Source organism: Spirillospora sp. NPDC048911 (genome assembly GCF_043198015.1).
Taxonomy (GTDB): Bacteria; Actinomycetota; Actinomycetes; order Streptosporangiales; family Streptosporangiaceae; genus Spirillospora.
Window position 1 is genome coordinate 654898 of record NZ_JBICUD010000003.1, and the last position, 26998, is coordinate 681895.

24 protein-coding genes are annotated in these 26998 nt (G+C 70.2%); 11 read left to right on the top strand and 13 right to left on the bottom strand.

All coding sequences use genetic code 11. The features are described from left to right. Positions 1-3: 3 nt before the first annotated feature. Genes ACGFNU_RS17005 through ACGFNU_RS17020 form a run of 4 tightly spaced genes read left to right on the top strand, consistent with a single transcriptional unit; the run spans position 4 to position 5813 of the window. Positions 4-1617, top strand: a complete 1614-nt coding sequence (locus tag ACGFNU_RS17005) for a carboxyl transferase domain-containing protein (protein WP_392594487.1) — start codon at positions 4-6, stop codon at positions 1615-1617. 25 nt (positions 1618-1642) lie between these two features. After that, the gene (locus tag ACGFNU_RS17010; RefSeq protein WP_392594489.1) at positions 1643-3706 is read left to right on the top strand and encodes an acetyl/propionyl/methylcrotonyl-CoA carboxylase subunit alpha; all 2064 of its coding nucleotides are present in this window, start codon (positions 1643-1645) and stop codon (positions 3704-3706) included. A gap of 3 nt (positions 3707-3709) precedes the next feature. Continuing rightward, positions 3710-4627 carry a hydroxymethylglutaryl-CoA lyase gene (locus tag ACGFNU_RS17015; RefSeq protein ID WP_392594491.1) on the top strand — a complete coding sequence of 306 codons (918 nt, stop codon included), beginning with the start codon at positions 3710-3712 and terminating at the stop codon, positions 4625-4627. Positions 4628-4664: 37 nt separating this feature from the next. Then, entirely contained in the window at positions 4665-5813 is a 1149-nt protein-coding gene (locus ACGFNU_RS17020) for an acyl-CoA dehydrogenase family protein (protein ID WP_392594493.1), read from the top strand. Positions 5814-6245: 432 nt separating this feature from the next. Here ACGFNU_RS17020 and ACGFNU_RS17025 read toward each other — a convergent pair whose 3' ends face one another. Beyond that, positions 6246-7001, bottom strand: a complete 756-nt coding sequence (locus tag ACGFNU_RS17025; protein WP_392594495.1) for a metallophosphoesterase — start codon at positions 6999-7001, stop codon at positions 6246-6248. A 47-nt stretch (positions 7002-7048) separates the two neighbouring features. On the opposite strand from ACGFNU_RS17025, the gene ACGFNU_RS17030 reads away from it, so the two are divergent. Next, positions 7049-8425: a PLP-dependent aminotransferase family protein gene (locus ACGFNU_RS17030; RefSeq protein WP_392594497.1), complete on the top strand. Its 1377-nt coding sequence runs from the start codon at positions 7049-7051 to the stop codon at positions 8423-8425. A 691-nt stretch (positions 8426-9116) separates the two neighbouring features. After that, positions 9117-10355 (top strand): DUF222 domain-containing protein, encoded by a 1239-nt coding sequence (locus ACGFNU_RS17035; protein WP_392594499.1) that lies wholly within the window; start codon positions 9117-9119, stop codon positions 10353-10355. A 4-nt stretch (positions 10356-10359) separates the two neighbouring features. On the opposite strand, the gene ACGFNU_RS17040 is transcribed toward ACGFNU_RS17035, so the two are convergent. Continuing rightward, the gene (locus ACGFNU_RS17040; protein ID WP_392594500.1) at positions 10360-10704 is read right to left on the bottom strand and encodes a hypothetical protein; all 345 of its coding nucleotides are present in this window, start codon (positions 10702-10704) and stop codon (positions 10360-10362) included. A 176-nt stretch (positions 10705-10880) separates the two neighbouring features. Between ACGFNU_RS17040 and ACGFNU_RS17045 the strand changes: the two genes are divergently transcribed. Further along, a complete protein-coding gene (locus ACGFNU_RS17045; protein WP_392594502.1) occupies positions 10881-12077 on the top strand; it encodes a DUF6597 domain-containing transcriptional factor in 1197 nt (398 codons plus the stop codon). On the opposite strand, the gene ACGFNU_RS17050 is transcribed toward ACGFNU_RS17045, so the two are convergent. Then, complete coding sequence (locus ACGFNU_RS17050) at positions 12074-13015, bottom strand: SDR family NAD(P)-dependent oxidoreductase (protein ID WP_392594504.1); 942 nt, start codon at positions 13013-13015, stop codon at positions 12074-12076. The two genes, ACGFNU_RS17045 and ACGFNU_RS17050, sit on opposite strands and share 4 nt — an antisense overlap. 629 nt (positions 13016-13644) lie before the next feature. Between ACGFNU_RS17050 and ACGFNU_RS17055 the strand changes: the two genes are divergently transcribed. Further along, entirely contained in the window at positions 13645-15156 is a 1512-nt protein-coding gene (locus tag ACGFNU_RS17055) for a DHA2 family efflux MFS transporter permease subunit (RefSeq protein ID WP_392594506.1), read from the top strand. 96 nt (positions 15157-15252) lie between these two features. On the opposite strand, the gene ACGFNU_RS17060 is transcribed toward ACGFNU_RS17055, so the two are convergent. Both ACGFNU_RS17060 and ACGFNU_RS17065 read right to left on the bottom strand, forming a co-directional pair. Continuing rightward, on the bottom strand, positions 15253-16788 hold the full coding sequence (locus ACGFNU_RS17060) for an acyl-CoA synthetase (protein ID WP_392594508.1): 1536 nt from the start codon (positions 16786-16788) through the stop codon (positions 15253-15255). Between the two features lie 59 nt (positions 16789-16847). Continuing rightward, entirely contained in the window at positions 16848-17075 is a 228-nt protein-coding gene (locus tag ACGFNU_RS17065; RefSeq protein WP_151570597.1) for a DUF397 domain-containing protein, read from the bottom strand. A 197-nt stretch (positions 17076-17272) separates the two neighbouring features. Between ACGFNU_RS17065 and ACGFNU_RS17070 the strand changes: the two genes are divergently transcribed. Further along, the gene (locus tag ACGFNU_RS17070) at positions 17273-17893 is read left to right on the top strand and encodes an ATP-binding protein (protein WP_392594511.1); all 621 of its coding nucleotides are present in this window, start codon (positions 17273-17275) and stop codon (positions 17891-17893) included. Positions 17894-18665: 772 nt separating this feature from the next. On the opposite strand, the gene ACGFNU_RS17075 is transcribed toward ACGFNU_RS17070, so the two are convergent. From ACGFNU_RS17075 to ACGFNU_RS17095, 5 genes are all read right to left on the bottom strand, one after another. After that, the gene (locus ACGFNU_RS17075) at positions 18666-19517 is read right to left on the bottom strand and encodes a hypothetical protein (RefSeq protein ID WP_392594513.1); all 852 of its coding nucleotides are present in this window, start codon (positions 19515-19517) and stop codon (positions 18666-18668) included. After that, entirely contained in the window at positions 19510-20028 is a 519-nt protein-coding gene (locus ACGFNU_RS17080; RefSeq protein ID WP_392594515.1) for a SigE family RNA polymerase sigma factor, read from the bottom strand. The genes ACGFNU_RS17075 and ACGFNU_RS17080 overlap by 8 nt, the downstream gene beginning before the upstream one ends. A 119-nt stretch (positions 20029-20147) precedes the next feature. Further along, entirely contained in the window at positions 20148-20900 is a 753-nt protein-coding gene (locus tag ACGFNU_RS17085; protein ID WP_392594517.1) for an MBL fold metallo-hydrolase, read from the bottom strand. 44 nt (positions 20901-20944) lie between these two features. After that, positions 20945-22336, bottom strand: coding sequence for a trehalose-6-phosphate synthase (locus ACGFNU_RS17090; RefSeq protein ID WP_392594519.1), 1392 nt, complete (start codon positions 22334-22336; stop codon positions 20945-20947). A gap of 152 nt (positions 22337-22488) precedes the next feature. Next, positions 22489-22941 carry a DoxX family protein gene (locus tag ACGFNU_RS17095; protein WP_392594521.1) on the bottom strand — a complete coding sequence of 151 codons (453 nt, stop codon included), beginning with the start codon at positions 22939-22941 and terminating at the stop codon, positions 22489-22491. 109 nt (positions 22942-23050) lie between these two features. On the opposite strand from ACGFNU_RS17095, the gene ACGFNU_RS17100 reads away from it, so the two are divergent. Both ACGFNU_RS17100 and ACGFNU_RS17105 read left to right on the top strand, forming a co-directional pair. After that, positions 23051-23518, top strand: coding sequence for a MarR family winged helix-turn-helix transcriptional regulator (locus ACGFNU_RS17100; RefSeq protein ID WP_392594523.1), 468 nt, complete (start codon positions 23051-23053; stop codon positions 23516-23518). A gap of 26 nt (positions 23519-23544) precedes the next feature. Continuing rightward, the gene (locus ACGFNU_RS17105) at positions 23545-24675 is read left to right on the top strand and encodes an FAD-binding protein (RefSeq protein ID WP_392594525.1); all 1131 of its coding nucleotides are present in this window, start codon (positions 23545-23547) and stop codon (positions 24673-24675) included. On the opposite strand, the gene ACGFNU_RS17110 is transcribed toward ACGFNU_RS17105, so the two are convergent. Genes ACGFNU_RS17110 through ACGFNU_RS17120 form a run of 3 tightly spaced genes read right to left on the bottom strand, consistent with a single transcriptional unit; the run spans position 24635 to position 26992 of the window. Beyond that, positions 24635-25309 carry a winged helix-turn-helix transcriptional regulator gene (locus tag ACGFNU_RS17110; protein WP_392594527.1) on the bottom strand — a complete coding sequence of 225 codons (675 nt, stop codon included), beginning with the start codon at positions 25307-25309 and terminating at the stop codon, positions 24635-24637. The genes ACGFNU_RS17105 and ACGFNU_RS17110 overlap by 41 nt on opposite strands. 7 nt (positions 25310-25316) lie before the next feature. Then, positions 25317-25973 (bottom strand): alpha/beta fold hydrolase, encoded by a 657-nt coding sequence (locus tag ACGFNU_RS17115; RefSeq protein WP_392594528.1) that lies wholly within the window; start codon positions 25971-25973, stop codon positions 25317-25319. Beyond that, positions 25970-26992 carry an LLM class flavin-dependent oxidoreductase gene (locus ACGFNU_RS17120; RefSeq protein ID WP_392594530.1) on the bottom strand — a complete coding sequence of 341 codons (1023 nt, stop codon included), beginning with the start codon at positions 26990-26992 and terminating at the stop codon, positions 25970-25972. The genes ACGFNU_RS17115 and ACGFNU_RS17120 overlap by 4 nt, the downstream gene beginning before the upstream one ends. Positions 26993-26998 lie beyond the last annotated feature (6 nt).

Here is a 26998-nt window from a genome sequence, read left to right on the forward strand (position 1 = left end):
GTGATGACCGGACCTGAGCTCGGCACGCGCGCCGACCCCGCGAGCGAGGCGTTCAAGCGGAACGCCGAGCACAACGCGGAGCTGGTCGCCGGCCTCCGCGAGCACCTCGACCGCGCCGGGCGCGGCGGGCCGGAACGGGCGCGCGAACGCCATGTCGCGCGCGGCAAGCTGCTCCCCCGCGACCGGGTCGACACGCTGCTCGACCCGGGTTCGCCCTTCCTGGAGCTGTCACCGCTGGCCGCGCACGGCATGTACGACGGCGAGGCCCCGGGCGCCGGGATCATCACCGGCGTCGGCCGGGTCGCCGGACGCGAGTGCGTGATCGTCGCGAACGACGCCACGGTCAAGGGCGGCACGTACTACCCGATCACGGTCAAGAAGCATCTGCGCGCCCAAGAGGTGGCGCTGCACAACCGGCTCCCGTGCGTCTATCTCGTCGACTCCGGCGGCGCCTTCCTGCCCAGGCAGGACGAGGTCTTCCCCGACCGTGAGCACTTCGGCCGGATCTTCTACAACCAGGCGACGATGTCGGGCCGCGGCATCCCGCAGATCGCGGCGGTCCTCGGCTCGTGCACGGCGGGCGGCGCGTACGTCCCGGCGATGAGCGACGAGGCCGTGATCGTCCGCGGCCAGGGCACGATCTTCCTGGGCGGCCCGCCGCTGGTGAAGGCCGCCACGGGCGAGGTCGTCACCGCCGAGGAGCTCGGCGGCGGCGAGCTGCACTCGCGGACCTCCGGCGTCACCGACCATCTGGCCGACGACGACGCGCACGCGCTGCGGATCGTCCGCGACATCGTCGGCACCCTCGGTCCGCGCGAGCCGCGCCCCTGGGAGATCGCCGCGCCGGAGGAGCCCGCGCTCGACCCGGGCGAGCTCTACGGCGTGGTCCCGCCCGATCCGCGCACGCCCTACGACGTCCGCGAGGTGATCGCCCGGATCGTCGACGGCAGCCGGTTCCAGGAGTTCAAGAAGGAGTACGGCGCGACGCTGGTCACCGGCTTCGCCCGCATCCACGGCCACCCGGTCGGGATCATCGCCAACAACGGCATCCTGTTCAGCGAGTCGGCGCAGAAGGGCGCGCACTTCATCGAGCTGTGCGACCGGCGCAGCGTCCCGCTGGTCTTCCTGCAGAACATCACCGGCTTCATGGTCGGCCGCGAGTACGAGGCGGGCGGCATCGCCAAGCACGGCGCGAAGATGGTCACGGCCGTCTCGTGCGCCCGGGTGCCGAAGTTCACGGTCGTGATCGGCGGCTCGTTCGGCGCCGGCAACTACGCGATGTGCGGCCGGGCGTACTCGCCGCGCTTCCTGTGGATGTGGCCGAACGCGCGGATCTCGGTCATGGGCGGCGAGCAGGCGGCCAGCGTGCTGGCGACCGTGCGGCGCGACCAGTTGGAGGCGCGCGGCGAAGAGTGGCCCGCCGCGGCCGAGGAGCAGTTCAAGGCGCCGATCCGCGAGCAGTACGAAGATCAGGGCAACCCGTACTACTCGACCGCCCGGCTCTGGGACGACGGTGTGATCGACCCGGCCGACACCCGGCGGGTGCTGGGCCTGGGGCTGTCCGTGGCCGCGAACGCACCGCTGGAGCCTGTCGGCTACGGCGTCTTCCGGATGTGAGGGCGTGATGAGGCTTGGGAGCGGAATGAACGCCGGTACGAACGCGGCCGGGAAGGTCCTGGTCGCCAACCGTGGCGAGATCGCGATCCGGGTGTTCCGTACCCTGCGCGCGCTCGGCATCGGCTCGGTGGCGGTCTTCACCGACGCCGACGCGGGCGCCCGCCACGTGCGCGAGGCGGACGAGGCGACGCGGATCCCGTCCTACCTCGACATCGACGCGGTGATCGGGGCGGCGCGCGCGACGGGCGCCGGGGCCGTCCATCCGGGTTACGGGTTCCTGGCAGAGAACGCCGCGTTCGCCCGGGCCTGCGCCGGCGCCGGGCTCGTCTTCATCGGCCCGCCCGCGACGGCGATCGAGGCCATGGGCGACAAGATCCGCGCCAAGCAGACCGTCGCCGCCGCGGGCGTGCCGGTCGTGCCGGGCCGCGACGAGGCTGGTCTCTCGGATGACGAGCTGGCCGCCGCCGCACTCGACGTCGGCCTGCCGGTACTGCTGAAGCCGTCGGCGGGCGGCGGCGGCAAGGGCATGCGCCTCGTCCAGGACGCGGCGGACCTGCCGGACGCGATCGCGTCGGCGCGGCGCGAGGCGCGCGCGTCGTTCGGCGACGACACCCTGCTGGTCGAACGCTTCGTCACCAACCCGCGACACATCGAGATCCAGGTGTTCGCCGACGCCCATGGCCACGCCGTTCACCTGGGCGAACGCGAGTGCAGCCTCCAGCGCCGCCACCAGAAGATCATCGAAGAGGCGCCGTCGCCGCTGCTGGACGAGGCGACGCGGCAGCGCATGGGCGCGAGCGCGGTCGCGGCGGCCAAGGCCGTCGGCTACGTCGGCGCCGGAACGGTGGAGTACATCGTCTCCGCCGATCGTCCCGGCGAGTACTTCTTCATGGAGATGAACACCCGCCTCCAGGTCGAGCACCCGGTCACCGAGCTCGTCACCGGCCTGGATCTGGTGGAGCTCCAGCTCCGGGTCGCGGCGGGCGAGCCGCTCCCGTTCTCCCAGGACGACGTCGTCCTGCGGGGTCACTCGGTCGAGGCGCGCGTCTACGCCGAGGACCCGGCGCGCGGCTTCCTGCCGACGGGCGGGCGGGTGCTGGCGCTGTCCGAGCCGTCCGGCGACCACGTGCGCGTCGACTCCGGTCTCGACACCGGCACGGAGGTCGGCGGCTCGTACGACCCCATGCTCGCCAAGGTCATCGTGTGGGGCGCCGACCGGGCCGAGGCACTGCGGCGCCTGGATCGCGCGCTCGGCTCGTACACCCTGCTGGGCGTCGGCACCAACGTGGCGTTCCTGCGCGCGCTGCTCCGCCACCCGGACGTCGAAGCGGGCCGCCTCGACACCGGCCTCGTCGAACGTTCGCTGGACGAGCTGACCGGCGAGGCGGCGGTGCCGGACGAGGTGTTCGCGGCCGCCGCCCTGGAACGCATGCTCGCCCTGGAGACCGGCGACCCCGACCCCTGGGCGATCCCGGACGGCTGGCGCCCCGGCACCCCGGCACGCACCCCCTGGATCATCACGCCGTCCGGCGGTGACCCGGTGGAAGTCAGCGTGCGAGGCCGAGCGCACGACGCCGAGGTAACAGTTGGCACCACGCGCACAGCGGACGGCGAAGACGCAGCGAACGGCGAGGGCGCGGCAGGCAGCGAGAGTGCGGCGGGCAGTGAGAGTGCGGCGGGCGTGCCAGTGCGGGCGTCGTTGAGGGCCGAGGGGCCGGGCCTGTCGTTGACCTACGGCGGACGGACGGCTTCGTACCGCGCGGCGCGCGAGGGGCACACCCTGTGGCTCGGCCGAGGCGGTCATACCTGGGCGCTGACCGAACATGTTCGGGCCGAAGGAGGCGCCGCCGCGGCCGTGGCCGGGGACGGCGTCCTGCGCAGCCCGATGCCCGGCACGGTGCTCGCGGTCAAGGTGGCCGAAGGCGACCAGGTGGACGAGGGGCAGCCGCTGGTGGTCGTCGAGGCGATGAAGATGGAGCACACGGTCACGGCGCCGATCGCCGGCGTGGTGGCGCGGCTGCCCGTCCGCGCGGGCGCGCAGGTCGCTCTCGACGCCGTGCTCGCCGTCATCGAGGCCGAGGAGGGCTGAGCGATGCGCGTACCACTCGACGGGCTCCCGGACCGGGTGACGATCTACGAGGTCGGCCCGCGCGACGGGCTGCAGAACGAGGACGCGATCGTGCCGGTGGCCGACAAGGCCGAGTTCGTGACCCGGCTCGCCGACGCCGGGCTGCGCACGATCGAGACGACGAGCTTCGTTCATCCCAAGTGGATCCCGCAGCTGGCCGACGCCGCCGAGCTGCTCGACGTCCTGCCGCGCGACCCGGCGCTGCGCTACCCCGTCCTCGTTCCGAACGAGCGCGGGCTCGACCGCGCGCTGGCCCTCGGCTGCACCGAGATCGCGATCTTCGGCAGCGCGACCGAGACGTTCGCCCGCCGCAACCTCAACCGGACGATCGACGAGTCGCTGGAGATGTTCGCGCCCGTCGTCGAACGCGCGCTCGCCCAGGGTCTCTGGGTGCGCGCCTACGTGTCGATGGTGTGCGGCGACCCGTGGGAGGGGGACGTGCCGATCGACCAGGTCGTCTCCGTCTCCACGCGGCTGATGGACATGGGCTGCTCGCAGCTCAGCCTCGGCGACACCATCGGCGCCGGCACCCCCGGCCAGGTCACCGCGCTCATCGAGGCGCACCAGGCCGCCGGGATCGGAGCCGACCGGCTCGCCGTGCACTTCCACGACACCTACGGCCAGGCCCTGTCCAACACGCTCGCCGCCCTGCGCGCGGGCGTGACCACGGTGGACGCGTCGGCGGGCGGCATCGGCGGCTGCCCGTACGCCGAGAGCGCCACCGGCAACCTCTCCACCGAGGACCTGGTGTGGATGCTGCACGGGCTCGGCATCGAGACCGGCGTCGACCTCGGCAAACTGGTCGCGACCAGCCGCTGGATGGCCGAACGGCTCGGCCGCCCCAGCCCCTCCCGCGTCGTCCAGGCCATGTCACCCCAGTGAGCGAACGCGCGACAACCAGACAAGGAGCAACCGTCTCATGATCGACTTCAGGCTCGACGACGAGCAGGAGGAGCTGCGGAGCACGGTCGAGCGGTTCGCCCGCGAGACCGTCGCCCCGGTGATCGGGGATCTGTACGAGCGGGGCGAGTTCCCGTACGAGATCGTCGCGGCGATGGGGAAGATGGGGCTGTTCGGGCTGCCCTTCCCCGAGGAGCACGGCGGCATGGGCGGCGACTACTTCACGCTCTGCCTGGCCCTGGAGGAGCTCGCGCGCGTCGACTCCTCCGTCGCCATCACTCTCGAAGCCGGGGTCTCGCTCGGCGCGATGCCGATCTACCGCTTCGGCTCGGACGCGCAGAAGGCCGAGTGGCTCCCCCGCCTCACCTCCGGCGAGCGCCTGGCCGCGTTCGGCCTGACCGAGCCCGGCGGCGGCTCCGACGTGCCCGGCGGCATGCGCACCACCGCCCGCCTCGACGGCGACCACTGGCTGATCAACGGCTCCAAGTCGTTCATCACCAACTCGGGCACCGACATCACCGCGTTCGTCACGGTCACGGCGTTCACCGGCGACGACGAGATCTCCACGATCATCGTGCCGAACGGCACGCCGGGCTTCACCGTCGGCAAGAAGTACTCCAAGGTCGGCTGGTCGGCCTCGGACACGCGCGAGCTGTCGTTCGACGACGTGCGCGTCCCCGCCGAGAACCTCGTCGGCGAGCGCGGCCGTGGCTACGCCCAGTTCCTGCGGATTCTGGACGAGGGTCGCATCGCCATCGCGGCGCTGTCCGTCGGCCTCGCCCAGGGGTGCGTGGACGAATGCCTGCGGTACGTGCGCGAGCGCGAGGCGTTCGGCAAGGAGATCGGGCGCTACCAGGCGATCCAGTTCAAGGTCGCCGACATGGAGGTGCGCGCCCACACCGCGCGCCTGGCCTACTACGCCGCCGCCGCAAAGCTCCTCGCGGGCGAGCCGTTCAAGAAGGAGGCCGCGATCGCCAAGCTGGTCGCGTCCAACGCCGCCATGGACAACGCCCGCGACGCCACGCAGATCTTCGGCGGCTACGGCTTCATGAACGAGTACGCCGTCGGCCGCTTCTACCGCGACGCCAAGATCCTCGAAGTCGGCGAGGGCACCTCCGAGGTCCAGCGCATGCTCATCGCCCGAGCCCTGGGCCTCCCGTCCTCCTGACCCCCAGCAACAGGCCGCCAGCCCACCGTCGTCACGATCGTTCGGAAGGACACCACCAGCCCGCCGCCGCCACGACCGCCCAGAAAGCGCACCGCCAGCTTGCCGCCGTCACAACCGGCCGGAAGAGCGCGCCAGTCCGCCGTCACCCTGACCACCCGGCAGTAGGCCCTCGGCCCGCTGAGTCGCGATCGTCCGGAAGGGCGCCCTCAGCTTGCCGTCATCGCGACCGACCGGAAGGCGCGCCGTCAGCTGCCGCCATCACGACTGGCCAGAAGCGCGCGTCGGCTTGCCGCCGTCCTAGCCGCCGGGTGGTAGGCCCTCAGCCCGCTGTCGTTACGACCGCCCGGAGGGCGCCGTCGGTTTGACGTCGTCGCGATCGTTCGGAAGGGTGCGGTCAGGCCACCGGTGTCGTTGGTGTTCGGTGGCGGGTCGTCAGTTTGCGGTCGTGATCGTGCGGAAGTGGGTCGTCAGCCTGCCCTCGTCGTCCAGCACGTGGAAGGCGAGGGCGGGCGGCTGGTCGAGGTGGACGAGGTCGTCACCGCCTTCCCACGGCAGCCGGATCGTGGAGACGACGCCGGGCGCGACGAGCAGCGGGCGTCCGGCGAACGTGGTGGCCGCGGCGGTGTGCGCGTGCCCGGTCAGGAACGCGACCAGCCGCGGATGCCGTTCGGCGAGCGCGGCCAGCCGTTCCTCCCCGAACAGCCGGATGCCGTCCACGTACGGGACGTGCAACGCGACCGGCGGGTGATGGAACCCGACCAGCACCGGGGTGTCGCCCGGCGTGCCGGCGAGCACGTACTCCAGCCAATCCATGGTCTCGTCTGTGAGCTCGCCGTGGTCCTTGCCGGGGACGGACGAGTCGCACAGCGCCAGCACGAACCGTTGGGCCCGGTGGATCTGGTTGATCGGCTCCGCCGCCGGCGGCTGCCCGAGCAGATGCTGCCGGAACGCGGCGCGCTCGTCGTGGTTGCCAGGGCAGATCAACGTCGGATGGCGAGTCGTCAGCAGCTCTCGGGCCCGCTCGTACTCGGCCGGGAGCCCATGGTCGGCGATGTCGCCGGTGACGACGACCGCGTCCAGCTCATACGGAAGGGCGTCCAGATAGGACATCACGGCCTGCGTACGGTCGGCGCTGCGCGGGTCGTCGTCGATGTGCACATCGCTGAGATGGGCGATCACGGTCGTCATGCCCTCGACGCTAGGACGCCACCGGACCAAGGTTAAGATCCGGTCTGATGCCTGAATACTGGTCCAGTTCACGAGTCGATCTTCATCTTGACGTGGCGTCCGCCGGTGGCCGGCGCGCCGCGCTGGAGTCCGCGCTGCGGGCCGCGATCCGGGACGGGCGCCTGGTCGCCGGCACGTTGCTGCCGTCGACCCGCGGGCTGGCCGCCGACCTGGACCTGTCGCGCGGCACGGTCACCGCCGCGTACGACCAGCTGGCCGAAGAAGGATTCCTGACGATCCGTCCTGGATCGGGCACTCGGGTCGCCGATCTCCCACCGCAGACCTCGCCGGTCAGCCTGGACGGCGGCGACGACGCTCTGATCCTTCACGATCTGCGGCCCGGTCGCCCCGATGTCAGCGCGTTCCCCTCCCGCGCCTGGCTCGCCGCCACCCGCCGGGTCCTCGACCGGAACTCACGGGACGTCTTCGGCATCGGTGATCCGCAGGGCCGCATCGAGCTCCGCCGCGCGCTCGCCGAACACCTCGGCCGGACGCGCGGAGTCCGCACTTCGCCCGACCAGATCGTCGTCACGTCCGGCTACTATCAGGGCGTCGGCTTGCTGAGCCAGGTCCTTCACTCGAACGGGATCAAGACCGCGGCCTGCGAAGACCCCGGCCACAACGTCTACCGGGCCGCAGTCGAACGCGCCGGGTTGCGGATCGACCCGCTCCCCGTCGACGCGGAAGGCGCCCAGATCGACGGACTCGGCGAACGAACCGGAGCGGTCTTCCTCACGCCGTCGCACCAGTACCCGACCGGCGTGCCGCTGCATCCGAAACGGCGGCAGGCCGTGTGCGCCTGGGCGCGAGCCACGGGCGGCCTGATCGTCGAGGACGACTACGACGGCGAATTCCGTTACGACCGCCTGCCGATCGGCGCCCTCCAGGGCATCGCTCCGGGGCATGTCGTGTACGGCGGCTCGGTGTCGAAGACCCTCACCCCCGTCCTGCGGCTCGGCTGGCTGGCCGTGCCCCCTTACCTCGTCGCACCACTGGTGGCGGCGAAGGAGGAAGCCGACTTCTACACCGAGGCCTTGGGCCAGCTCGTCCTCGCCGAACTGATCACCTCGCATGCGTACGACCGGCACATCCGAGCCTCGCGACTGCGCTACCGCCGTCGCCGTCAGCTTTTGCTCGACCGTCTGGCCGCCTTCCCCGCACTGACTGCCCATGGTGTCTCCGCGGGCCTGTCCATGCTGGTCACAGGCCTCGACGAGGAGCAGACCCTGCGTGCGTGCGCCCGGCGAGGCGTCGCATTGCGCGGTCTCACCGAACTCCACCACGAGCCCGCCGCGAGCCCCGGCGGCCTGCTCATCGGCTTCGCTGCGTCATCCGAACGCCAGTACCCAGCGGCGCTCAACACACTGAGCGACGTCCTGCGCTAACCGGTTACCGACTCGCCCGTCCGCCCGTCCACCCGCCCGCCCCGGGCACAGAGGGAGTCACGTACAGAAGGGCCCCACACAGCCGGAATCCGCCCACTCTTTAGAGCCCATCCTCTAACCGGCTACTCGGAAGTGCGTGTTGCTTTTGCTCGTACGGCCACCCGGCTTCTTCGGCATCTACAAATTTGCATATCTGCGACTTACTGCTTTGCCGCTTCGCGGATTTCGGCAGCGGTCACCCCTTTGGTGTAGCGGCCTGTCCGGCTGGCGGGCTGGTTGGGCTAGAGATTTAAAAGCGGCATCGACAAGAAGGGAGGTGGCGGGCTCAGTTCGTTCGAACCTTTGGGTTTTCTGGTGGCTGATGTTCGATCTTTGGCCGCGCGGAGCGCGGGTTTGGTGCCACCCCAGGTAGCCGCCTGCCCTCCCCTTTGCACATGGCTAGATTCCCACGGCCGCAACCAACGTGACCGCGACCCCCGATAAGCTGTACTTGCGCGCGAACGGTCATTTCGGCATCGCTCAGCCACCCTCTCTGATCAGCCGACTTAATCTCTGAGTCACCCGCCCTGTAGTGGCTTCGACCGCGGGATGACCACCTATCTGATCTGACGATGGACGGATGGCCAGAGACGGCCATGGTCAGTTTGTAATCGATCTCTGACTGTGCGTTATGTTGAAGTATGATAAGCGCATGAGTTCGATTGTGATTGATCTTGCTTCCGATTCTGTTTCTCGATTGGTGGAAGCGGTGGGCGCGATCGCTACCAGACTCGCGCAACGGGTCGCGCCTGAATCGGGCGCGGCATGCATGGAGCTGGCCGAGGATCTGGCAAAGGCTCTCGATCAAGCGGAATTAGCCCTTGCGGGGTTGATCAGGGTGGTCGACCAGACCGGCGAGATGAAGGGACGGGGTTTACCGTCCACGCAAGCGTGGCTGCGATGCCATATGGGGATGCGGGAGGGCCGTGCCAAGGAACGCATCGCGCTGGCGAGGCAGTTGCCCCGGCTGGGACGGGTCAGTGAGCAGATGGCCGCCGGTGACCTCTCCTACGGCTACGCCGCCACCATCGCCGACGCCGTCAAGCGGCTCGATGACGACGATTGCGCGGCCGCCGAGGACATCCTGCTGACCGCCGCCGACGAGTTGTCGGCGGGCAAGGTCGCCAAGCTCGGCAACAAGATCCATGACCTGGTGGCTGAGCGGAACGGCGTTGAAAGGCCTCCCGATGACATCGCACGGGGGTACAAGCGTTCCTGGTTGAGCGTGAGTCGTTCACTGGATGGCGGCTGCTACGTCAGGGGATGGCTCAACCCAGAGGACGCCTTGATCCTGGACGGCACGCTGGCGCCACTGGCCAAGCCCGCGGGCACCGACGACCGGCGTGACCTGGCCGAGCGCACCGCCGCCGCGCTTTCGGCCGTGCTGTCGGGCGGCCACAAGGGCACCCGCGTCACCGTCATCGCCCACCTCGACACCCTCACCGGCAGCGAAACTCCAGGCCGGTTGCGCGACGGCACCCCGATCCCCGCCGAGCAGGTTCGGCGCTTGGCCCTGACCGCCGGAGTGTCGCCACTGCTCCTTGGCGCGCAGGATGTGCCGCTGTACCTCGGACGTACGGTGCGGTTCGCCACTCCAGGCCAGCGCCAGGTGCTGGAGACCTTGTACGACGCCTGCGCCGTCAAAGGTTGCGAGGTACCCGGGTTTCTTTGCGAAGTCGACCACGTCGACGGATGGGCCCTCGGCGACGGCCCCACCGACATCGACAAGCTGGCCCTGTGTTGCGGTTGGCACAATCGCTGGAAGCACGCTAACCCGGATCAGATCCGGATCACCCGGGCCGACGGGCGATACATCTATCGGGTGCTCGATGCGAAATCTCCGCGCCGCTCCTGGTCACGAGACGACGACCCGTGGCACACCGCCGCATGATGCGCTAGGACCGCTTCAGGAGTTTCCGCCAGCGCGGCGTATCGGCTGGGACGACGACAAAGACGTTGACCATGACGCGCTTGTAGGTGCCCTCAGCATGGAGGCTGATGTGGTCACCGTCATGCGGCCGCGAGTAGATGTCCGCGTCGAGGAAGTCGGCCCACCGCTTGATCTCCGCGCGGGCCCTCTCGACCTCCTCGGGAGTCTCGGCGCGCGAGGAGACCAGATGCCCCTGAAGGTCCGCGCGTGTGTGGTTGAAGAGGCTCCAGTTGGTGGCGGGCAGGTCTTCGGAGAGGAGTTCGACGAGCACCCGCGCTGCCTTGAGCTGATGGGACGCATCACCGGTCACGCCCGTACGGTACGACGCTCACGAGTCCAGCGGCTGGATCGGTGGGAGGTCGGTGTCAGCTTTCTGCCGCTGGCGATTGCTCCGCTCCTTTCAACGGGTCCAGGGTGGGCTTGTCCGAGATCCACATGCGTGGAGCGTCATGCGGCACGACCTTGATGATTCGCTCCCTTTCGTGCTTGGCATTGGAGACGTTGGCGATGGAGTACGTCGGCCGGGTCCCTGCGCCGCCGCTCGACCGGTTCATTGATGACATCTACTGCCTGACGGGGGTGCCGCGACATCGCCGGATGAACGTTCCGCCGATGCCGTCGGCTCATCTGTTCGTGAACCTGGGCGAACCCGCTCGGCTGTGGGATTCCGACCCTTCGGTGCCGCCCGCGATGCTCAGCGATGGATGGTTCATGGGTTTGTGGACGAGGCGTTTCGTCGTCGAGTACCCGGCACGGGTGCGGCTGGTCGGGGTGCACTTCAAGCCCTGGGGGATGTCGCCGTTCATCGGCGTCCCGGCGACCGAACTGCGGGATCGGTGGGCGCCGCTCGATGCCATCTGGAAGCGGTCGTCGGACCGGATTCGCAACCAGGTCGGCGAGACCGCGTCGGCCACCGAAATGTTGCGGGTGGTGGAGGAGGAACTGCGGTCGCGACTCGCAGGAGGCCACGGTCTCGACCTGGTCGTGCGCGCGGGCACGCGGTTGGAGGCCGCGCATGGCGCGGTCCCGGTCGGGGCGCTGGCCGAGGCCGCGGGGGTGAGCGGCAATCATCTGGCCGCGCAGTTCAAGGCCCATGTCGGGGTGTCGGTGGACGGCTTCATCGCCGATCAGGACGACGGCGTCGGGCCACTCCACGATTGGTACTTCAACGGGGACACCCCGATCACCGAGGGTGGACAAGGGTATGACCATTCCGGAGCCGGGAGCGCTTTCAAGGTCTCCAAGGCGTCGGCGGAGTACGTCCGGTCGATGTGGCGGTCGATCGGCACGATCGTGATGGGCCGCACCCTGTTCGACCTGGTGAACGGCTGGGAAGGCCGGCCACCCGCGGGTGACCACGTGGTCGTGGTGTCCCACCGGCCCAAGCCCGGGGGCTGGCACCCCGAGGCGTCGTACCACTTCGTCGACGACGTGACGGCTGCGATCGCCAAAGCCCAGGAGCTCGCCGGGAAGCGGACCGTCGCCGTGAACGCCGGCGAGGTGGGCGGCCAGATCCTCGCGGCCGGCCTCGTGGACGAGGTGGCGATGGACGTGGTGCCGGTGGTGTTCGGGTCGGGCAAGCGCTACTTCGGCCACATCGACGGGCAGCATCTGCTGGAGGATCCCCACGTGGTGGTCCAGGGCGATGGGGTGCTGCATCTGAAGTTCAAGGTTCGCGGCTAGGTCAGGGCGAGGCTTGGGTCGGCGTCTACCAGGTCGCAGCTTGCGTTCCATAGGCGTTCGGCGAGCACGGGGTCGGCCCAGTGGCCTTTGACGGGTTCGGCGCGGGGCTTGCCGCGCAGGCCGAAGATGTGTGGCGCCCAGAGCCGGCCTCCTGAGACTTGGGGATCCAGGACGGCTCGTACCGCAGGCCATGCACCGGCTTCCTTGCCATGCACGAGGAGAGCGGCGGGTAGGGCGCGCAAGTGCTCGTTAGTCGTTCGTGTGTGCACTGGCGGACGTGGGGGTGTCAGCGAGTCGAGTGCGCCGCCGGGGTGGACCACCACGCTGAGCACGGAACTGTTGGCGGCGCGGAGGCGGCGGTCGAGTTCGAAACCGAAGTACATCTGCGCCAGCTTCGACCGTCCGTAGGTGCGCTTCGGCTTGTAGTCCCTGGTGGACTGCAGATCGTCCAGGTCGAGACGTTCGGACTTGGCCGCGAAGCTGCCGACCGTGACGATGCGGCTGGCCGGTGCGGTCAGCAGGAGTGGGGCCAGCCAGTGCGTCAGGGCGAAGTGGCCAAGGTGGTTGGTGCCGAACATCAGCTCGTTGCCGTCCTTGGTCTCGCGCCGCGGTGGGTGGTCGAGCGCCACCCCGGCGTTGTGGACGACCGCGTCGAGGTGGTCCACGGCGAGGGCGTCGGCTGAGGCCTTGAGGGACGGCAGGTCGGCCAAGTCCAGCGGAAGGTGGCGCACGTCCGCGCCTGGGACGTGGGAACGGATGGAGGCCATCGCGGCTTGGGCTTTGGCGGCGTCTCGGCTGCCCAGGAGCACGGTGGCCCCCGTTCCGGCCAACTGCTCGGCCGTGAAGTACCCGATCCCGGCGTTGCCGCCGGTGACCAGGAAGATCTTGCCGTCGGCTCGTGGCAGCCGATGGACGTCCCAGGGGGTGGATGAAGGCATGGTGGCTCCCTTGATCGAAACGCCCTGCCGGGCGCGACCCCAAGGTCACAGGCATCGCTGACGCGCCACTGACGGCTCACTGAGCTCGGGAATCACCGCCAGCGAGGGCGCGTTCTTGTGACCGGTGCCCAACCGCGCGACCCCGGTGTGATGCGAGTCACAGATGAGTTCTGGTGGGCGGGCCGGTCTGCCCCTCTGAGACGACGAAGTACGGAGGGCGCGATGAGGAAGGTCTTCTCATGAGGGCGAGCGGACGCCGGATGGACGGCTACTCTAAGATCATCGCGGCTGCGGCCAGGCGGGGCGGCTCCCCGTTCACCGCGAGCCGGGGCTGACGGACACGCGCCGTTCCCGCTCCAGCAACACGCTGTTCACGGTGCCGGTCGGGGTGAGTGTCAGGTACGTCACACCGGCTGGGCGGAGGTCTGGCCCCGGAGGGGCCGGACCAGCGAAAAATGTCCGAGGCCCCCGGAATACTCCCTCACCTGGCACGGTTTAATCGCTCGCAAAGTGTCAGTCACTGCAGTATTTTCCAGTGACCCCCGACATCATCTTCACTCCTGACGCCCGTGTCTGCGCCCGGGCCCGACGATTGGAAGTTTCACTTGACCGCCCCAGCGTCCCCGAAGGTGGCCGACGGACCGGCGGAACCCTCCGGTTCCGGCGGTGGCCTTGATCGCGGCGTGCTCGCGGTGGCCATGGTCGTCGTCCTCGGCGCGATCATGTCCATCCTGGACGTGACCGTCGTCAACGTCGCCATCAACGACCTCGCCAAGGAGTTCGAGACTCCGCTGGCGACCATCCAGTGGGTCGCCACCGGCTACACCCTCGCGCTCGCCACCGTCATCCCGATCACCGGCTGGGCCGCGGCACGATTCGGCACCAAGCGCCTCTACATGATCTCGATCGCGCTGTTCGTGCTCGGCTCGATGCTGGCCGGGCTGGCCTGGTCGGCCGAGTCGCTCATCGCGTTCCGCGTCCTGCAGGGCCTGGGCGGCGGCATGATCATGCCCGCGGGCATGACGATCCTGACCCAGACCGCGGGCCCGGCCCGGGTCGGCCAGGTCATGAGCGTCGTCGGCATCCCGATGCTGCTCGGCCCGATCATGGGCCCGATCCTCGGCGGCTGGCTCGTCGACGACGTGTCATGGCGCTGGATCTTCTTCATCAACCTGCCGATCGGCATCGTCGCGCTGTTCCTCGCCGCGCGGATCCTCAAGCCCGACGCCCCGCAACGCGGTGAACGGCTGGACGTCCTCGGACTGATCCTGCTCTCCCCCGGCCTGGCCTCGCTGATCTACGGTCTGGCCAAGGGCGCCGAGCTGCGCGACTTCACCAAGCCCGAGGCGCTCATCCCGACCGTCGCCGGCGCCGTGCTGACGATCGCGTTCGTCTTCCGCGCGCTCAAGGCCGAGAGCCCGCTCATCGACCTGCGGCTGCTCAAGCGCCGTTCGGTGGTCGCCGCTTCGGGCACCATGGTGCTCTTCATGGCGGCGTTCATGGGCGCCATGCTGCTGATGCCGCTCTACTACCAGACGGTCCGCGGCGAGGGCGCCCTCATGTCGGGCCTGCTGCTGGCCCCGCAGGGTCTCGGCGCGATGGTCACCATGCCGGTGGGCGGCAAGCTCACCGACAAGGTCGGCCCGGGCAAGGTCGTCCTGGTCGGCATGACGGTCGTCGTGCTGTCGATGGCCGGGTTCGCCGCCCTGCTGCAGGCCGACACCTCCTACTGGGCCCTCGGCGCCGTCCTGTTCGTGATGGGTCTCGGCATGGGCATGACGATGATGCCCACCATGGCCGCGGCCATCCAGACCCTGGCGCACGACGAGGTGCCGCGCGCCAGCACGATGCTCAACATCATCCAGCAGGTGTCCGCCTCCATCGGCACCGCGATGATCTCGGTGCTGCTGGCGAACCAGCTGAGCGACAAGCTCGGCGGCGGTGGCGGCGGTGAGATCGGCTCGTCGGAGAAGGTCCCGCAGGAGGTCCTCGACAAGATCGCGCCCCCGATGGCCGACGCCTTCCAGAACACCTACTGGTGGGCCGCGGCGCTGCTGCTCCTGGCGTTCCTGCCGGCGCTGCTGCTGCCGCGCAAGAAGCCGGAGACCCCGGCGGTCGACGCGCCGATGCCGATGCACTAGAAGATCACCGAGCGCCCTCACCGGGCGCTCAACGGCCGAACGCCCCGGCCGGGGACCCCGAGTCCCCGGCCGGGGCGTTCGCCGTGCACGGGCCGCTCAAGCCGGGGCCGGCCGCTGCTCCTGCCAGTACTCGTCCTTGAGGAGGCGCTTGTAGAGCTTGCCGGTCGGGTGGCGCGGAAGCTCGGCGCGGAAGTCGACCGATCGCGGGCACCTGTAGTGGGCCAGATGGTCCCGGCAGTACGCGATCAGCTCGGCTTCGAGCTCGGGCCCGGCGTCGTCCATCGACAGGGGCTGGACGACCGCCTTGACCGCCTCGCCCATCTCGGGATCGGGAACGCCGAACACCGCGACGTCGGCGACCTTGGGATGTACGGCCAGGACGTTCTCGGTCTCCTGCGGGTAGATGTTCACGCCGCCGCTGATGATCATGTAGGAGCGGCGGTCGGTGAGGTAGAGGAAGCCGTCGGCGTCGACGTGGCCGACGTCGCCGAGGGTCGTCCAGCCATGGCCCCACGGGTCACGGGAGGCCACGGTCTTGGCCGTGTCGCCGTGGTACTCGAACGTGGGCCCGCCGCCGAAGTAGAGGGTGCCCGACGTCCCCGCCGGAAGCTCGTTGCCCTCCTCGTCACAGACGTGGATCTCGCCGAGCAGCGGCCTGCCGACGGTGCCCTTGTGGGCCAGCCAGTCGTCCGAATCGGTGTAGACGAAGCAGTTGCCCTCGGTGCCGGCGTAGTACTCGTGGAGCACCGGCCCCCACCACTCGATCATCCGCTCCTTGACCGGCACGGGGCACGGCGCGGCGGCGTGCACGGCGCACCGGAGGCTCGACAGGTCGTACCGGCCCCGCACCTCCTCGGGCAGCTTCAGCATCCGGATGAACATCGTCGGCACCCACTGGCTGTGCGTCACCCCGTACCGCTGGATCGCCGCCAGGGCCTGCTCGGGATCGAACTTCTCCATCACGACGACGGTCGCGCCGAAGCGGTGCATGGTGATGCAGTAGCGCAGCGGCGCGGCGTGGTAGAGCGGCGCCGGTGACAGGTAGACGGAATCGCCGTCGAGCTGGAAGAGCAGTGACAGCAGCTGGAAGAGCGGACCCGGCGTGCCCATCTCGGCGAGCGACAGCGGCGGCTTGACGCCCTTGGGACGGCCCGTCGTGCCCGAGGAGTAGAGCATGTCGACGCCCTCGCGTTCGTCCGCGAGCGGCGTGACGGGATGCGCGGAGACCTGCTCCTCATAGGAGAGGAAGCCCGGGGCCACCCCGTCGAGCATGAGCCGCACCCGGACGTCGGGCAGGCCGGTGGCGACGCCTTCGAGGGCCTTGCTCGTGATGAACGCCTTGGCCTCGCAGTTCTCGACGATGTAGGCGATCTCGTCGGACTGCAGGCGCGAGCTGATGGCCGTGTAGTACAGCCCGGACCGCTGCGCCGCCCATGCGATGGCGAGAAAGTAAGGGTGATTCTCCAGCATGAACGCGATGTGGTCGCCGGGCCGCAGTCCTTCCGCGTACAGGAGATGGGCAAGGCGGTTGGACGCTTCGTTCAGTTCCCGGTAGGTGATGACGCGGCCGGAGCCCGCCATGATGACGGCGGGCTTGTCGGGCGTCTTCTCAGCGATCTGCCCCAGGTGCATGAAATCGCACGGTACCTGGCCGGGACACCGAATGGAACGACATTCGGTTTACTGGGGGTTCAGACGAGCATGTGATCGAAGTCGCCGTCCTTGGCGCCTCCGACGAAGGCCTCGACCTCCTCCCGGGTGTAGACGAGAACCGGACCCTGCGGGTACCGGGAGTTACGTACCGCGATCTCCCCGGTGGGGAGTTCGGCCATCTCGACGCAGTTGCCGCTCGGGTTGCTACGGCGGCTCTTCTGCCAGACGAGTTCCCAAGCAACGAAGTCCGACAGCTCGTCGTCCATCTGTTTGCCCCCTTTGAAGGCGTCTGCGGCTCCCTTGCGGGAGACCGCGATCTCGCCCCACCCGTTGCCATGGTACGAGATGCACGTGCATTCGTTCTTGCATTCGTTCATGCAGACGGTCTTGCATCTGCACGACATGGGGAGCAAGATAGCGAACGCCCGCCACCGACCGACCCGCACGCCCCTGGGGTTTGACAATGATCGTTGACCAGGCAGACGTCGAAACCTTCCCCGCCGACGGCGGTCGGCGCCCCTGGCGGCCGCCCGCGCTGGACCATGAGCTCTGGCCGGACGCCCACCCGTCCGCCGACCAGGCGCCCGGCGCCGTACCTGCCGTGACCGTGGCCGTCGTCCCCGGACTGGCCGGCCGCTGGCCGACCCCGCCCGCCGGCGCCCCCCGCACCGCCCGCCGCGTCCTGCGCGCCGACGCCACGTCCTCGAAGAGCGCCCGCGACTTCACCCTCGCGACCCTCGCCGAGTGGGACCTCGCCCACGCCGCCGAGGACATCGTCATCGCGGTCTCCGAACTGGTGACAAATGCCTTGCGCCACGGCCTGCGAGACCTCCCCCAGCCGGCGCCGACCCATCCGATCCAGCTCGTCCTGCTCGGCCACCCGCGCCGGCTGGTCGTCGCCGTCACCGACCCCGGCGCCGGTACCCCGTCGCCGGTGGAGCAGATCCCCGAACGCTTCGGCGAAGGCGGCCGCGGCCTCCTCGTAGTCGGCGCCATCAGCGGCGCCTGGGGCTGGGCACCCCTGACCACCGGCGGCAAAGCCGTCTGGGCGGCCTTCGACCTACGCCCCGCCAAAGCCGCCTGACCGACCCGCGGGCAAGCCTGCACGCGCACAAACGGCACGCAGGCCCAAACGCACTCCAGGCGCGTCCCGCGCGGGCGGTCCCTCTCCCGCAGGTGCGAGAAATGCTTTCGCGGACGAGCGGCGCACGTGGCGGTGTGCGAACACGCATGGGCCTGCGCGTGGGGCGATATGCGGGCAGTCGCGGCTCAGCAGACGTGGCGTGACAGGCGCATGGCGGGTGTGCAGGCTGGCCTGGCAGACGCGTAGCGGATGGGCTGGAAGCCGTGGCACTCGCGTGGCGGTGTGCGGGCGCGCAGCGGGCGGCAGACGCGGCGCGGCAGACAGCGCGCGGCAGCGATGGCGCGCGCCGCGGCATGGCACGCACGTGCGGTGCGGCGGCGGCGGTGGCTGGCTTGGCGGGGCAGGCGCGCGGCGGGGCAGGGGCAACTGGCTTGGCGCGGCAGGCATGTGGCCCAGCAGGGTGTGGCATAACGGGCGAGGCGGCGCACGGCAGACGTCGTGGGGCCGTGGCGCACTGGCAGGCATGGCGGGGCAGGCGTGGCGCGCTCGGCAGGCGTGACGTGCGGCGGCAACTGCGGCGTGGCTGGCATGGCGCGCGGGAGGCGGCGCGCGGCGGACCTGGCGCGGCGGTAACCGCGGCGTGGCAGACGCGTGGTGGGGTGGGCCAGTACGCGCGCGCTTGGGCATCGCACGGGTTAAAGGGCGTGTGCATACCTACGGCGCTGGCGCGGGGCGTGCCGCCCCGGGGTTGGGCGGGGCGGCACGCGGTGGGTTACGGGCGGGCGTAGGTCTCTAGGCGGGTGGCCAGTTGCTGGAGCAGGGGCCGGTCGGCTCCGGTGTCGTAGGCGGGGTGCGGGCCGGCGTCCCAGTAGATCCAGATGATCGCGATCATGGAGCCGCGGCGGACGATCGCGGTGTGGTCGTCCTTGTGGTCGGCGGCGTGGAGGGTTCCCGTGCCCCTTCTGCTCCAGGCCGAGCCCTCCACGATGGAGGCGGTCTTCTTGACGGTCACCTGGACGCGGGGAGTGCGCTTGGCTCCTTCGGTGTTCTCGGTCTCCTGGCACCGCGCCAGGCCGCCCGCGATGGCCGTGTAGGCGGCGCGGGCCTTGGCGGGGGTCTTGAAGAAGAGGATCTGCTGGTGGGCCTGCCACGTGTCGGACTTCCGGCTCCAGCCGCCCGCGGTGCCCTTGACGGAACGGAGCTGGTAACCCTGCATGCCCAGTGAGTTCATCGAGCGTTCCTGGCACATGTGCGTCGACTGGCGTTCGTCTGGTTCTTTGGTGACGCCGCCGTCCTCCGTCCAGCGGAAGGCGCCGTAGAGCGGGTACCGATCAGGCGGCAGCCAGGCCTTCGGGTCGACGGTCCGCCATGTGGGCGATGCCGTGATCTTGGGGCTGATGACGGGGTGGGGCTCGTCGTGCTCGTCGTTCATGTTGAGGGCCGTGACGGTGACCGCGGCGAGGGCCGCCGTGGCCAGCACCGCCCCGACCGCCCGGCCGCGCCTCGTCCGCTGCCTGCCGCGGTCGCGGATCGCCGTGGCGGAGCGCAACTCGGCGGCGTCGGCGACGGTGCCGGCGAGGGTGGCCAGCCGGGCGTCGAAGTCGGGCGTGCTCTGCTCAGACATTTCCGGGAACCTCCCCATGCACGGTCACGTCGTCGTCGGCGAACTCGTCGATGTAGGGGGCCAGGGCCCTGCGTCCCCGCGCCAGCCGGGCCTTGACGGTGCCGGCCGGCGCTCCGACCTCGTCGGCTATCTCCTGCACCGACAAGCCGACGAGATGGTGCAGGACGATCGCCCGCCGCTGCGGCGCGGGGATCCTCTTCAGCGCGGAGATCAGCGCCAGCTGATCAGGAGCGGCCCCCGGAATCTCGTCGGGCCCCGCCTGCCGCCGGTGGGCCCGCAGCCGGTTGCCGGCCTTCCGCCGGCTGCTCACCGCGATGCGGTAAGCCACGGAACGGACCCAGGCCTCGGGGTCGGCGTACCGGCCGACCCGGTTCCACCGCTGCCAGGCCCGCGCGTACGCCTCCTGCACCGCGTCCTCGGTCTCCGCCAGGTCGCCCACCATGGCGTACACCTGACCGATGATCCTTCTGGACGTGCCGACGTAGAAGGCATCGAAGTCTTCGCTCTGCATCACCCCTCCAATGACCGCCATCAGTAGGGGTCACGCCTGACCCACCGCCCCGGTTGCGTCACGCGGGCCGATTCGAGAACCGATTGTTCACCTCGCCGGTGGCATCCCGCCGACGCTTTCTATGGCCGGGCAGCCGGGAACGGGATGACGAGGCCTTCGTCCGCCGCGAGCACCTCGTCGTCGAATTCCGCGCGGGCGGCGGCCACGGAGGTCGCCCGATCGTTTCCGGGCCAGAAGTGCGTGAGCATCAGTCGGCGTGCGCCCGCCTGGCGCGCCCAGCGGCCGGCTTCGGCGGAGGTCATCAGGTTGCGCTCGGACCGCAGGTTCTCGCCCGGGCGGTCGGTGGCCTCGACGATGAACAGATCGGCGTCCCGGCCGAGCTCGGCCAGGAGCGGGTCCGGGCCGGTGTCTCCGGTGTAGGCCAGGACCGTTCGGCCGGCTTGCAGGCGGACGCCGACGTTGGGCACGTAGTGCGGCAGCGGCAGGGCGGTCAGCTCGAACGGCCCCACCCGGTGGGTGCCGGGCAACGGGTGGACGTCGAAGACCGCGCGCAGGTCCACGTCGGGCTCCAGGCCGCTGAGCCGGTCAAGGACACCGGGCGGGCAGTACAGCGGCAACCTCGGCTCGCGTCCGCCGCCGTAGAGCCGCATCCGGAACAGCCCGTGCAGGTCGACGCAGTGGTCGGGGTGCTCGTGCGTGACGACGATCCCGTCGAGGGCGCCGTCCGGCCACAGGGCGAGCAGGCGCGGCAAGGTCGCATAGCCGAGGTCGAGCGCTATTCGAAAGCCGTCCCATTCCACGGCGAAGCCGCTGCACGCACGGCCCGGCTCCGGAAAAGCCCCGCAACTGCCCAGCACCGTCATCTGTCGCATCCGCACAGCATGTCAGCGGGGTGCGGGGGCGATCACACGGCGGGTCAGGGCAGGGGGTCGTGGGGTTGTTCCAGGGCGGTCAGGAAGTCCTTGGCCCAGCGGTCCACGTCGTGTTCGATGACGCGTTTGCGCATGACGCGCATGCGGCGGCCCTGCTCTTGGGGGTCGGCGTTCAGGGCGTCGAGGATCGTGCTCTTCAGGCCGTCGATGTCGTAGGGGTTGACCTGGAAGGCGCGCTTGAGCTCGGCGGCGGCGCCGGCGAACTCGCTGAGGACCAGCGCGCCACGGAGATCGCTGCGGCAGGCCACGTACTCCTTGGCGACGAGGTTCATGCCGTCGCGGAGGGGGGTGACGACCATGACGTCGGCGGCGAGGTAGAGCGCGGCGAGCTCGGACCGGTCGTACGAGCTGTGCAGGTAGTGCACGACTGGGAAGCCCAGCTCGCCGTACTCGCCGTTGATGCGGCCGACCTGCTGCTCGATCTCCTCGCGGAGGAGCTGGTACTGCTCGACGCGCTCGCGGCTGGGCGTGGCGATCTGGACGAAGACGGCCTGGCCGGGCTTGAGGTTGCCGTCGCCGAAGAGCTCGCCGAACGCCTGGAGGCGCTGGGTGATGCCCTTGGTGTAGTCGAGGCGGTCGACGCCGAGCAGGATGGTCGCGTCGCCGAGGTCGGTGCGGATCTCTTCGGCGCGCTCGCGGACGGCGGGCTGGGCGATGAGGTCGTTGAGCTCGTCGACGTCCACCGAGATGGGGAACGCGCGGGCGCGGATGATGCGGTCGTCCCAGAAGACGTCCTGCTTGACGTAGCGCGCGTCGAGGAGGCGGCGGCAGAGGCGGACGAAGTTGGACGCCGCGCCGGGGAGCTGGAAGCCGACCAGGTCGGCCCCTAGGAGGCCTTCGAGGATCTGGCGCCGCCAGGGGAGCTGCCAGAAGAGCTCCAGGGGCGGGAACGGGATGTGCAGAAAGAAACCGATGCGGAGATCGGGACGGAGCTTGCGGAGCATCGCGGGGACCAACTGGAGCTGGTAGTCCTGGATCCAGACGATGGCCTCTGGCGCGGCCACCTTGGCGGCGGCGTCGGCGAAGCGCTGGTTGACGCGTACATAGGCGTCCCACATGGCGCGGTCATAGATCGGTGGCGCGACCACGTCGTGGTAGAGCGGCCACAGAGTGGCGTTGGAAAAGCCCTCGTAGTAGAGCCGTACGTCCTCGGAGGACTGGCGCACGGGGACGAGGTGCATGCCGTCGGTCTCGAACGGCTCCAGCTCTTCGTCGGCCGACCCGGACCAGCCGATCCAGGTGCCCTCCCTGCTCCGCATGACCGGCGCGATGGCGCTGACGAGGCCGCCCGGGCTGCGCCGCCAGCCGTCACCCTCACCCGACCGGTCGACCGGCAGCCGATTGGCCACCACCACGAACTCACTACCGCCCGTCACCCACGACCTACTTTCCGAGAAGTCCAATTAGTGATCAACATGCCCAGAAAAGGTCTTCTGGAACATCTTGTCATGCCTTAGGCCAGGGACATCGCGGACGGACGGGCACGGTGTACGCGGACCGCGGGGGACCGCGTACACCGTGAGCTGGATCAGACGCCCACCGGCTCCCGTTCCCGAGCGCCGCGGCGGCCGAAGAGCACGCCGTCCAGGCTGAAGCGGCCCGCGCCGGCCAGCGCCAGCAGCAGCGCCGTAGCGCCGAGGATCAGCACGAACTCGTAGCCGCCCTTGTCGGCGAAGAAGCCCTGGTCCTTGTGCACGAACCAGAACGCGCCGGCCATGTCGATCGCGAGCAGCAGCCCGACGATCGGCACGATCACGCCGAGGATCAGGGCGACGCCGCCGAGCAGCTCCACCCAGGTCGCGAACGTGGCGGACAGGGAGGGCGCCGGGATGCCCATGCCGTCGAACATCTTGGTCACGCCGGCGTGCCCGGTGTCGTTGAACTTCTGCCAGCCGTGCGCGACGAAGGTGACGCCGAGCGCCAGGCGGCCGATCAGAAGGCCCGCGTCGGGCAGGAAGGGGAACTGACGAGCGGGGAGCATGCCATCTCCTTGGTGGTGGATCGATGCGATGGTCAGTTGAATGTTCAAATCTAAACTAAAAGCTACCAGCCGATAGTTCAAATTCAAACCACGGGATAGAATCGGTCCCGTGAACAACGACGCCCTCCACCCCACCGAACTCCGTGCCTGGCTCGGGTTCCTCATGGCGTCCCACTTGATGGAGCACGAGATCGAGCGGCAGCTCAAGGCCGACGGCGGCATCTCCCACGGCGAGTTCGAGGTGCTGTTCAAGCTGAGCGAGGCCGACGGCCGCCGGCTGCGCATGTCCGACCTGGCACGGCAGGCGATGATCTCCAAGAGCCGGCTGACCTACCAGGTCACCCAGCTCGAACGGGACGGCCTCGTCCGCCGCACCGACTGCGACTCCGATCGCCGCGCGGTCTGGGCCGAGCTGACCGACAAGGGCGCCGAGGCCCTCGCCACGGTCCGCCCGGGCCACCGTCAGGTCGTCCGTGACAACCTCATCTCGCAGCTCTCCCCCGAGGAGCTGGAGGTGTTCGGAGATCTCATGAACCGCGTCGCCGACCGGCTTCGCGAGCGCCGCGACCAGCGATGACGGGGCCGTCGCGCGACTTCGGGGGGATGATCGACCGCACGCCGCGCGAGGTGCTGCGGCCCGTTTCCACGCGCGAGATCGCCGACGCCGTGCGCACCGGGCGTGCCGCGCGGACGGAGGTGGTCGCCCGCGGCAGCGGGCATTCGACCGAGGGCCAGCCGCTCACCGGCGGCGTCGTGCTCGACCTGCGCGGGCTCGCCTCCGTCCACGAGGTGCGCGACGACCGCGCCACGGTGGACGCCGGCGCGACCTGGCGCGAGCTCCTGGACGCGACGTTGCCGCGTGGCCGCACCCCGCCGGTGCTCACCGACCACCTCGACCTGACCATCGGCGGGACGCTCTCGGCGGGCGGCGTCGGCGGCGCCTCGCACGTCCACGGCACGCAGGCCGCCAACGTGCTCGCCCTCGACGTCGTCACCCCGGACGGCGAGATCGTGTCCTGCTCGCCGTCGCGCCGCGCCGAGCTCTTCGACGCCGTACGCGCCGGGATGGGCCGGCACGGCATCATCGCGCGCGCCACGCTCCGCCTGATCCCCGCGCCCGGACGGGTGTTCTCCCGCAAGATCGCCTACTCGTCCCCAGCCGAGCTCATCGAGGCCCAGCGCCGCGTGCGCGCCGACCATGTCTCGGGCCAGGTCAAGGCGAGCGGCTACACACTCAAGGCCGTGACGTACGAGGGAACGGCGTACGAGGCGGCGCGGCTTCCCGATGGGCTCACGCCGGGCGAGGTCGAGTGCGAGCCCGAGGTCGAGGAGCTCTCCTACCTGGAGTTCGCCGACCGGATGCGTCCCGACGTCGAGGAGCTCGTGGCCATCGGCGAGTGGGATCGCCCGCATCCGTGGGCGACGGTGCTGCTGCCCGCCGCGCGCGCCGCCGCGTTCATCGAGGAGACCATGCGCGCGACCACGCCCGCCGATCTCGGGCTGAGCGGCGTCGTCCTCGTCAAGCGCTTCTCCCCCGGCTGGGTGCCGATGTTGCGCGCGCCGTCCGACGCCGTGCTCTTCGGGCTGCTGCGCACCGCGTCGCCCGGCTGCCGGTCGGCCGCGGAGATGACCGCGGCCAACCGGGAGTTGCACGAGCGCGCCCGCGCCCTCGGCGGCGTCCCGTACCCGCCCGCTACGACGCGGGTGCCCGGCTTCCCCGTTCAGGCCAGGTGAAGAGCGCGTTCAGCTTGCGCAAGGCCTCCTGGTCACCGGTCACGGCGATGTCGCCGTTCTTGATCGCGGCGGCGAGGTCGCGGCGGCCGGTGAAGACCTCCTTGAACACCTCGTCGCCGGTCTCGATGACGACGTCGGGACGCTGGGCCGGGCCGTACGCCGTCTCGACCGTCCCGTCGTCGACGTCGGCGTGGAACACCTCGTCGCCGACGCGGAACTCGTACACCAGCCGCAGACCCGCGGCCGCCTCCGGGACGAAGCACGTCTTCAGCCCCAGGACGGCCCAGCCCGGATGGAACGTCTCGCCCTCGCGCGGCTCGTCCATCGCCCATCGCATGCCCCACGTCGCCAGCGCCAGCACCGCGGGCCCCAGCTCCTCGCCGGCCTCGGTGAGGGCGTAGGCGGGGGTACGCGCGGGCGGCGGCAAGGTGATCTTCTTGGCCAGGCCCTCGCGTTCGAGATGCTTCAGCCGCGCCGACAGCAGCCCGGTGCCGAGCCCCTTGAGGCTGTTCTGCAGATCGCCGAACCTCTTGGGGCCCGTCAGCAGCTCGCGGATGAGCAGCAGCGTCCAGCGCTCGCCGACGATGTCGAGGGTCCGCGCGGTGGCGCAGTACTGGTTGTACGTCCGTTCCACCTCTTCATCATCCCGCAGCCGCCAGCAAGGCGTCGGCGACGGCCTCCGGCTCGGCCACCATCACGTTGTGCGGGCCGTCCAGCGCGACCGGGCGGTAGCCGAGGGAGACGGCCATCCGCTCGAACGGCAGCACCTGCGGACGGCAGAAGATCCCGGTGCCCGGGATCGCGTCCACGGCCCCGCTCAGCCGCGTCGCCTCGGTGAACGTCCGCAGGTACTGGGGACGGAGCCGGTCCCCGAGCCACCGGGCGTCGCCGGGGTCGGTGATGCCGAACCGTTCCGGAGGCGGCGCCGGGATCTCACCCTCGGCTCCCGCCGCCGCCCTGATCATCTCCACGAACCCCTCCGGCGCCAGGTCGAAGAGGCTCGCCCCGTCCGTTCCGGCCCATCCCTCCACCAGGACGATGTGCTTCACGCGGCCGGGCCTGAGGTCGGCGGCCTCCCGGATCACCAGGCCCGCGTAGCTGTGCCCGACCAGCACCACGTCATCGGCCGCGTCGAGCTCAGCGACGACCTCCTGGACGTGGGCGCGCAGCCCCGCGTCCGGGGTGTGGGTGAGCTCCGGCGCGAGCGTCTTGACCCCCTCCCGTTCGAGCAGGGGGACGACGCGGTCCCAGGCGGACGCGCCGTGCCAGGCTCCGTGGACGAGAACGAAGGTGGTCATGAGCGGTCTCCTTGGTGGACGAGGGGCAGGGCTGTGCGAACGTCGGGCAGGGTCGTGCGGACGAGGGGCAGGACGCGGTCGGCGAACTCTTCGAGCGCGCCGGTGTGGTCGTCGACGGCGAGGCGGATCACGACGTGCCGCGCACCGGCCCCGGCATACCTCGCGAGCCAGGCGGCGGCGTCGCGGGGCGTGCCCGCGAACATCGCCTGGATCGACTCGATGTACTCCAGCGGAGCGTTGTAGTAGCGCTCGATGCTCGTCCGCAGCCTCGCCCGTGCCCGTTCGGGATCGTCGTCGAGGCAGAACGTCGCGTACAGCGCTGGCGTGACCGAGCGCTCCGCGTCGCCCTGGACGGCGGCCCACTCGTGCTCGTAGATCCGCGGCTCGGGCGGGTACGGGAGCCATCCGTCCGCCAGCCGTGCCACCCGCCGCAACGCGGCCGTGCCGGACCCCGCCAGCCAGATCGGCGGCCCGCCCGGCCTCGCGGGGCCGGGCGCCGGCGTCACGTCGTCGAACGAGAAGTGCTTCCCCTCGAACGACGCGGTCTTCTCGCTCCACAGCAGCCGCATCGCCGCGATCGCCTCCTCCAGCCGGCCCATCCGCGAGGCGAAGCCGATGCCGAGCGCGGCGAACTGCCCCTCGGTCGCCGGAGTGGGGAAGCCGCCGCCCATGCCCGCGACCAGCCGTCCCTCGGAGATCCGGTCCAGCGTGGCGAGCTGGTGGGCGAGCAGGATCGGGTGGCGCAGGGCCCCCAGGAGCACGGCGGTGCCGAGCGTCACCCGTTCGGTGGCGTCCGCCACGGCGCTCAGCACCATCAGCGCGTCGGCGCGCGGGCGGGTCACCGGGCTGTCGCCCGCCCAGACCGAGTCGAAGCCGAGTTCCTCCGCGCGCCGCGCCTGCCCGACCAGTGGCTTCACCTGATGGTCGCCGACCACGGCCCGATCGCGCGTCGGCAGGAGATAGCCGATTCGCAGTTCGGTCGTGCCGGTCGTGCCGGTCGTACCGGTCACACCCGTCATGTCCCT